The sequence below is a fragment of the Syntrophorhabdus sp. genome (genome assembly GCA_012719415.1).
Taxonomy (GTDB): domain Bacteria; phylum Desulfobacterota; class Syntrophorhabdia; order Syntrophorhabdales; family Syntrophorhabdaceae; genus Delta-02.
The window spans coordinates 1-7,882 of sequence record JAAYAK010000175.1; the positions used below are offsets into that span (position 1 = coordinate 1).

9 protein-coding genes are annotated in these 7,882 nt (G+C 56.3%); all 9 read left to right on the plus strand.

From position 1 onward, the window contains the following. Positions 1 to 44 precede the first annotated feature (44 nt). Positions 45 to 461 (plus strand): Holliday junction resolvase RuvX, encoded by a 417-nt coding sequence (gene ruvX, locus GXX82_10260; GenBank protein NLT23420.1) that lies wholly within the window; start codon positions 45 to 47, stop codon positions 459 to 461. After that, the gene (gene mltG, locus GXX82_10265) at positions 442 to 1,440 is read left to right on the plus strand and encodes an endolytic transglycosylase MltG (protein ID NLT23421.1); all 999 of its coding nucleotides are present in this window, start codon (positions 442 to 444) and stop codon (positions 1,438 to 1,440) included. The genes ruvX and mltG overlap by 20 nt, the downstream gene beginning before the upstream one ends. Before the next feature lie 15 nt (positions 1,441 to 1,455). Further along, positions 1,456 to 2,637, plus strand: coding sequence for an acetyl-CoA acetyltransferase (locus GXX82_10270; GenBank protein ID NLT23422.1), 1,182 nt, complete (start codon positions 1,456 to 1,458; stop codon positions 2,635 to 2,637). Position 2,638: 1 nt separating this feature from the next. Continuing rightward, complete coding sequence (locus tag GXX82_10275; GenBank protein ID NLT23423.1) at positions 2,639 to 3,046, plus strand: Zn-ribbon domain-containing OB-fold protein; 408 nt, start codon at positions 2,639 to 2,641, stop codon at positions 3,044 to 3,046. A gap of 364 nt (positions 3,047 to 3,410) precedes the next feature. Then, the gene (locus GXX82_10280; GenBank protein ID NLT23424.1) at positions 3,411 to 4,595 is read left to right on the plus strand and encodes an HD domain-containing protein; all 1,185 of its coding nucleotides are present in this window, start codon (positions 3,411 to 3,413) and stop codon (positions 4,593 to 4,595) included. A 170-nt stretch (positions 4,596 to 4,765) separates the two neighbouring features. Further along, positions 4,766 to 4,945, plus strand: coding sequence for a hypothetical protein (locus GXX82_10285; GenBank protein ID NLT23425.1), 180 nt, complete (start codon positions 4,766 to 4,768; stop codon positions 4,943 to 4,945). A gap of 51 nt (positions 4,946 to 4,996) precedes the next feature. Beyond that, the gene (locus tag GXX82_10290) at positions 4,997 to 6,016 is read left to right on the plus strand and encodes a hypothetical protein (GenBank protein ID NLT23426.1); all 1,020 of its coding nucleotides are present in this window, start codon (positions 4,997 to 4,999) and stop codon (positions 6,014 to 6,016) included. A 10-nt stretch (positions 6,017 to 6,026) separates the two neighbouring features. Then, complete coding sequence (locus tag GXX82_10295) at positions 6,027 to 6,923, plus strand: sulfurtransferase (protein ID NLT23427.1); 897 nt, start codon at positions 6,027 to 6,029, stop codon at positions 6,921 to 6,923. 360 nt (positions 6,924 to 7,283) lie between these two features. Further along, the coding region (locus GXX82_10300) for a superoxide dismutase (protein NLT23428.1) at positions 7,284 to 7,882 on the plus strand (599 nt) is incomplete at its 3' end.

Genomic DNA, 7,882 nt, shown 5'->3' on the forward strand with positions numbered 1-7,882 from the left:
TGGTTTTGTTCTTGAAACGAAAGCAAAAACTGCTATAATAGTTGATGCGTATACTCGGATTGGATGTGGGGGACAAGAAGATCGGGGTGTCTTTGTCCGATCCCACGTTGTCGATCGCCCAGGGCCTCAAGCTATACCACCGTGCTTCCCTCGAAGAAGATATGGAGGAATTGAAGCGCATGGTGCGCGAACATGAGGTCGGGGAGATCGTTATAGGCCTTCCCAGGAACCTGAACGGCACGATCGGAACACGGGCGCAGAATGTCATGGGACTCGCCGATAGGATCCGTGAATCGGTAGCCATACCCGTTACCCTTTGGGACGAGCGTTTCAGTACGAATGAGGCGCACAGGGTCTTCGATATGGCCGAGGTGCGCCACAAGAAGAGAAAACCGTATCTGGATATCATGGCATCACAGATAATTCTGCAGGGATACCTTGATGCTCGCAGCGCGCGATAAGAAGACCATCGTCATTGCCGTCATCATTTTTATCTTCTCGCAAACCCTGATATTTGCCTGTATCCCCAGGGACACCGACCGGTCGATACAACCTGTTGTCGTCAGGCAGGGGACGGGCGTGGCGGAAATAGCGGGTATCCTCAAGAGGGAAGGCTTCATACGCTCGTCAGTGCTCTTCACGATCGGATCCCTCATGTACAGGGGTCGTCTCGTTGCCGGGGAGTACGAACTGAGCCGGGACATGTCCACGTTCGAGATCGTACGGAAGATGGCACAGGGCAAGCGAAAGATCTATGTTCTGAAGGTCATCGAGGGCAACAATATATACACCGTAGCGGAATCCGTCCACAGAAGCGGCATCATGACGAGACAGGAATTCCTCAGACTCTCCGCGGACAGGAAGTACCTGCAAAGCATGGGCATCGAAGCCGATTCGCTCGAGGGGTACCTTTCCTCCAACACATACTTCTACAGCAAGGAGATCGACAGGGAAAAGTTCTTCGAAGGGATCACGATGAGGACCCTCAAGCTTTTCGATGACGAAGGCATCAGGCGGAAGATGGCCTCCCTCGGGATGAACGCGCACCAGGTGCTCACTCTCGCCTCGATGATCGAGAAGGAATCGGGGGTAAGGGAAGAGAGGCCTCTCGTCTCCGCCGTCTTTCATAACAGGATACTCAAGGGTATGTCCCTTGACTGCGACCCCACGGTCATTTACGGCACGAAGGGGTTCGGCTCCCCCATACGGAAGGTTGACCTTGCAACACCCACGCCGTACAACACATACATGTTCAAGGGCTACCCCCGGGGGCCGATATGCACCCCGTCAAAGGACTCGATACTGGCAGCGCTCAACCCGGCGCCCGTCGACCATCTTTACTTTGTCTCGAAGAACGATGGTACCCATGTCTTTTCGCGGGACATGGCTGAGCATAACAGATACGTCGTAATGTACCAGAGAAACAGGACAACACAATAATACAAGGAGGAATGTATGGCAAAAGATGTTGCAGTTATCGGCGTTGGCCAGACGTACTTCGTCAGGGGCTACGAAGGCTCCATCAGGGAACTGGCCTTCGAAGCCTACAGAGAAGCGATGCAGGACGCACACCTCACTGCTAAGGACGTGGACGCATCCATATTCTGCTCCGCCCCGGAGTACGACAAGCAGAGATCGCCGGCGGGTGTTCTGGCGGAATACCTGGGTCTTGTCCCGCAGCCGACATTCTACGTTGAGACGGTATGCTCGTCAAGCACGGTAGGTGTCAAGCTCGCTTACAGCATGATCAAGGCCGGCCTCCACGACATCGTGGTCGTTTGCGGTTTCCAGAAGATGTCGGAGATCACCTCCGCCGAATCCCAGGAAAGAATGGGGCGTGGCGGCGACATCCAGTGGGAAGCTCCCTTCGGCACCATGATGCCTGCCTACTACGCGCTCTACGCGCAGGCATACCTCGCGAAGAACGGCTTGACCCTTGACGACTTGAGGGATGTCAGGGTAAAGGCGGCCACCTACGGCCAGATCAACGAAAGGGCCGTCTACCGCAAGGGCGTGAAGCCTGAAGACTTCGATCCCAAAAACCCCGATGCCAAGATGGCGGGGCCTGTCGCATCGCCGCTGCGCGTTGGCGACTGCTGCGCCAATGCTGATGGAGCATCGTGCATCATCCTCGCGAACGCCGAGAAGGCCAAGGTCTTCTCGAAGAAGCCGGTGTGGATCCTTGGCATAGGCGCCGCGTCAGAGGTCGTCAATATGGCTGCCAGACCTGATTTCTCCAAGGGTATCCAGGTCGCCAAGGCGGCAGCCAACCAGGCATACAAGATGGCCGGCGTGGGCCCCAAGGACATAGACGTCGCCGAAGTCCATGACTGCTTCACTATCGCGGAGATCATGGCATACGAAGGTCTCGGATTCGCGCCCGAGGGCGACGGCAAGCAGCTTGTCCGCGAAAAAGCAACTTACAAGGAAGGCAAGATCCCCGTGAACGTGGATGGCGGCCTCCTCTCAAAAGGCCATCCCATCGGAGCCACCGGCGGCTCCCAGATCCGGACCATCGTCCTTCAGCTCAGGGACGAAGCCGGCCCGATGCAGGTCAAAGATCCTCAGATCGGCCTCAACCACAATATCGGCGGTGTGGGCCTCTACGGAAACGTCACTATTTTTGGGAGGGACTAAGATGGGATTCGATAAATTTGGAAGAAAGAGCTTCACCAGCTTCACAAAAACAGGTAAATTCGTCGATCTCCTTGCCGAGGGCAAGGTGGAAGGAACGGTCTGCAAGCAGTGCGGGGCAAAATACTTCCCCCCGCGCGCCGACTGCGCCGCCTGTCTTTCGAAGGAGATGGACTGGTTCGAACTGCCCCCGAAGGGCACTCTGGAAACCTTCACGACGGCAATGTACGCCCCCTTCGGCTTTGAAGCCGACGCGCCCTACACCATGGCCGTTGTCGACTTCGGTGCCGGCCTTAAGGCCTTTGCCCGTCTGGCAAAAGACTTCAGCGACCCGAAGATAGGCATGGATGTCAAGGTGCGGCCTCTCAAGTACGATGATGGGCAGGTCAGTTTTGAAATAGAAAAGGCGTAACGAAAGAATGCCAATAAAAAAGGCCGCCCGCGGGCGGCCTTTTTTATTGCCAGGGATCAGGGGGAAGGAGCTGATAGGACCGGTAGGACGGAATAGGACATATAGGAAAATAGGACATATTGGACTTATAGGTCCTATAGGACGGATAAGACCTATAGGACCTGTTGAAGTCAATTGGCGCCCACAACGAAGGGTTCGTCCGTCCTATAGGTCCTAAGCGTCCTATGGGTCTTATTGGTCCTATGGGTCTTATTCCCCTATAGGTCCTATCCTCTCCTATCTGTGCTATCAAGACCCTGCGTCCTGATCCCGCCCTCGTTCCCTCTTCCCTTTTCTTTCTAATTCCTTTACAATGAAGCCTGTGATGCTCACCAAATCGTTCATACTGGAGTTGTTCAGTGCCGCGGCCATGCAAAGGTGGAATGACAAGATACGGCCCGTGGAGCTCAAGGAGCTGGACAAGCAGGCCCACAAGATGACGATAGCATATTTTCTGGGCAAGTTCGAGGAGTCGAGAGAAGGGTTCGACTGGTTGGAGGTCATCGAGGGAGGACTCTTCGAATTCCTGGAGAGACTCGTCATAACGGACCTGAAACCACAAATATTCAACAGGATAAGGGAGGACAGGAAGCGGTACGAGGAACTGACGAAATGGGTGTACAAGAAACTGGAGCCCGTCATCTCCCCTCTGGGCGACGACTTCCTGGAACGTTTCCGCCATTACTTCTCGAGCACCGACAACACGATCAACAAGCGGATCATCAATGCCGCTCATTTCTACGCCACCCGGTGGGAGTTCGGCATCATCGAGCGCGCCAACCCCACGGGCTACGAGATACCGGAGATCAGGGGCTTCCTTCAGCAGAGGCAGGAGCGCTACTACGACCTCACCGGCATCCAGCAGCTTGCCCTCTTCGAGAAATACCGCAACTTTCTTGACCTCTGCGGCCAGCTCCGCTTCCAGTACCGGTGGAGCCATATCAACATGATACCCCGCACATCGGTACTCGGGCACATGCTCATCGTGGCCGTCCTTTCCTATCTCTTTTCCCTTCAGATCGGCGCCTGTCCAAGGCGCTGCTTCAACAACTATTTCACCGGTCTCTTCCACGACCTGCCGGAGGTCCTCACCCGGGACATCATATCGCCCGTCAAACGCTCCATCGAAGGCCTCGACTCCCTCATCAAGGCCTACGAGAAGGAACAGATGGAGAAGGAGGTCTTCAACCTCATCCCCGCCGAATGGCACGCGGAAATGAGAACCTTCACGGAGGACGAGTTCAGCAGCATCGCGCTCGTTGACGGCAAGATCTTCAAGACCAACACCGAAACGATAACAAGCCGTTACAACGAAAACCATTTCAACCCCCGGGACGGTGCGATGATAAAGGCCGTCGACGACCTCGCGGCCTATGTCGAGACCTACTGCTCCACGGAAAATGGCGTCAAGTCCCCGGAACTGGCCGAAGCCCGGCTGTCAATCGGCGAAAAATACAGGAACACCGTGATAGGCGGCATACACTTTCCCGCCCTTTTCGGACAGTTCTAAGAACGGTCGCAGGTCCCAGGTCGCAGGTTCCAGGTTAGAGACAAGAACAGAAGGCCAAATTGACGCTGTTGTCTTTTGCCTGAAGCTTGAAACGTGAAACTGGAACGGTACTTCTCGTTCCCCCTTGACAAAAACCCTCCCTACAATTACCATTCTTGACAAGGCACCGTATGAGAAACCACTCCTCAGGTCTGGTCTTGCTTCTATCGATGCTCATGCTGACGGGGTTCATTCTGCCCTCACTCCTTTACGCCGCTGAAAGCGGCTGCGTGAAATGCCATACCAATGAAAGGATGCTCCGGTCCCTCCACCAACCCGTGAAGGTGGTGCTCGAGGAAGGCGTGGGGTGAGCTGGGGCCCCTCCGTCGGTCCCGACGGAGTCCCGGCACAAGGCCTTCCTTGTGGACAGAAAGCTTCTCGACAGCGATCCCCACTTCGCCGAAGGCTGCGCCTCCTGCCACCGCGGCGATGAAAGGGCGGCTTCCCGGGAGAAGGCCCACGCCGGATTCATCAAGAAACCGTCCGCAGATCTCGCGACCTGTGGAAAGTGCCACGACAAGATGGCGGGAACATACGCCAACGCCCTTCACTTCACCGCTGCCGGGCTAAGGCACGGCGTGTCGGGCAGGTTCTCGACCACTGAGCGCAGGGTGTTCGATGAGAAGGTCTTCCAGCAATCCTGCCGGAGTTGCCACGCCTCCTGCGGTGACTGCCACGTCAGGTCTCCACGGATAGCTGGTGTGAGCACGGGGCTTCTCAGGGGCCACAGATTTGTCGCGAAGGACGACGGCAAGACCTGCGCCATGTGCCACGGAGGACGGGTCTATCCCGAATTCACGGGAGATTTCGGCGGATCGGCCGACATCCATTACCAGAAGGGAATGACCTGCCTCGACTGTCACGGCAAGACCGAACTCCACGGCACGGGAACGATCCAGACATCGAAGCGGGAGGTAAAAGAAAGGCCTGCCTGCGAAAAATGCCACAAGGCGGGAACCGAGAAGACGGAAAAGGCGAAAACCTCCCACGCGCAGCATAGGGACAGGGTAAGCTGCTATGCCTGCCATTCGGGCGGCGTGTATACGAACTGCCTCGACTGCCACCTGGGGAAAGGCGCCACACCCAAACCCGGATTCTTCCTGGGTCTCGACCCCAAGGACAGGAAGACGGTCACGACCCTGCGCCTCGTTCCCACGGTCCGCGACACATTCAAGACCGCCGGGATAGCGATGGAAAAATACGACTCCCTTCCCAATTACTGGGCCACACCCACACACAACATCAAGAAGAGGACCGACCGGACCCGTTCCTGCGAGGTCTGCCACGTCGAGAAACGGGACTTCCTCACGAAAGAGGGCCTCATCAAGAACGGATCGAAGGCGAACGAGCTTCTGCTCTACAGCCCAAAACCAATAAAGTAAAGGAGAGACCATGAAAAGACCGGTTCTGTGCACCATTACTGTCTTTGTTCTTCTCATGCTGATGCTTCCCTTCACGTCACTCGCCCGCGACATCGAGCCCATCGTATCCACCGACTGGCTGCAACAGCACGCGAGTGATCCGAAACTCGTCATCATCGACATCAGGAAGGTCGAAGAGTACAAGGCCGGCCATATCCCCAACGCCGTCAACGTGGTCTACGGCTCTTTCGCCATCATGAAGGCGGGACTCAGGAACGAGATGCCGCACGCGGACGATCTCTCGGACGTTCTCTCCAGTGCCGGCATCGGGGCTGATTCCCATGTCGTCGTCGTGGGAAATGCCGACACCGTGCCTAATCGCACCGACATATCCCGCGTGGCAATAACGCTCCGCTACGCCGGTGTCACGAACGTGGCGATCCTGGACGGAGGGTATGGCAAGTGGCTGGCCGAGAAAAAGCCTGTCGCCACGGACATCGTCAAACCCAAACCCGTGAAGCACGACATCAAGGCCACCGAGGCCATGTTCGTGAAGAAGGATCACGTTCTCGGCGCTATCGGCAAGGTTACAATGATCGACACAAGAGAACCCGAATTCTATGAGGGCAAAAAGAAGATGGATTTCGTGGCCAAACCGGGCAGGATAAAGGGCGCTGTCAACCTGCCGCCGTCACAGGCATACACGAAGGACGGCACATTCAAGACCAGGGCCGAACTGGCCGCCCTCGTCGCAAAGGCCGCCGGCTCCGATCCCGCGAAAGAGATCATCCTCTATTGCGATACGGGTAAGGTGTGCTCTTCATGGGGGTACGTCATGACGGAATTGCTCGGCTACAAGAACGTCAAGATCTACGACGGTTCAACGGAAGAATGGATGAAGGACCCGAAAGCACCCGTGGAACCCTAGTCGTTGAGATCTTCTTTCAAGGCACTCCCGATGGAAGCGGGGGTGCCTTTTTTTCACCCCCCCCCCTTTTTCTTAAGACCCCTCCCACGGCTCCTGACATCAGATGACGGACTGGCTGCGCTCTCCTCCGCCCTCACCTTTGTGGTAGACTTCTGGATGACACGAAGGCGGGGGTCATCTTCCTTGAATGGCCCCAGTCCCGGTGTCTCTTCATATGGAAAGAAAAGGAGGAAAACCATGGACGGAAATAAAAGGGGGAGCGAAAAGCATCATCATCGAAATATGTCGCCGTCGGCCCGGCTCATCGCGCAGGCCTTTCTGTTTACGGCAGCACTGCTGGTGCTCCCCGGCCCAGCCCCGATGGATGGCGCCGCGCAGCCCGCCGCAGAGAAACCCTATTTCAGAAAACAGCCCCTACCCTACCCGGAGAACGCGCTGGAACCTCACATATCCGCCCGGACGCTGAGCTTCCATTATGAAAGACACCATCAAGGGTACGTAAATAATCTGAACAAACTGGTCGACGGGACACCCCTTGCGGCACGCTCTCTCGAAGAGGTCGTCAGAGAGACCGCGGGCAGGCCGGACAAGACCGCAGTCTTTAACAATGCCGCCCAGGTCTGGAACCATGATTTCTTCTGGCAGTGCATGAAAAAGGGAGGGGGCGGCAAACCTCCTGCCGGGAAACTCCTCCGGATGATCGAGGCGTCCTTCGGGAGTTTCGAAGAATTCGTAAACGCTTTCAGGGCTGCGGCCGCGTCCCTGTTCGGAAGCGGTTACACGTGGCTCGTTCAGGAGGGAAACGCATTGAAGATCGTGCAGACATCCAACGCCGATACACCGATCGCCCATGGCCAGACTCCCCTGTTGACCTGCGATGTCTGGGAACATTCTTACTATCTCGATTACCAGAACCGGCGTCCCGACTTCATTGGGGCTTTTCTCGACCACCTCGTCAA

What these genes read in the sequence shown, in the direction of transcription:
- ruvX (NLT23420.1), top strand. Translation starts at nt 45, where the DNA reads ATGCGTATACTCGGATTGGATGTGGGGGACAAGAAGATCGGGGTGTCT.
- mltG (NLT23421.1), top strand. Translation starts at nt 442, where the DNA reads ATGCTCGCAGCGCGCGATAAGAAGACCATCGTCATTGCCGTCATCATT.
- GXX82_10270 (NLT23422.1), top strand. Translation starts at nt 1,456, where the DNA reads ATGGCAAAAGATGTTGCAGTTATCGGCGTTGGCCAGACGTACTTCGTC.
- GXX82_10275 (NLT23423.1), top strand. Translation starts at nt 2,639, where the DNA reads ATGGGATTCGATAAATTTGGAAGAAAGAGCTTCACCAGCTTCACAAAA.
- GXX82_10280 (NLT23424.1), top strand. Translation starts at nt 3,411, where the DNA reads ATGCTCACCAAATCGTTCATACTGGAGTTGTTCAGTGCCGCGGCCATG.
- GXX82_10285 (NLT23425.1), top strand. Translation starts at nt 4,766, where the DNA reads ATGAGAAACCACTCCTCAGGTCTGGTCTTGCTTCTATCGATGCTCATG.
- GXX82_10295 (NLT23427.1), top strand. Translation starts at nt 6,027, where the DNA reads ATGAAAAGACCGGTTCTGTGCACCATTACTGTCTTTGTTCTTCTCATG.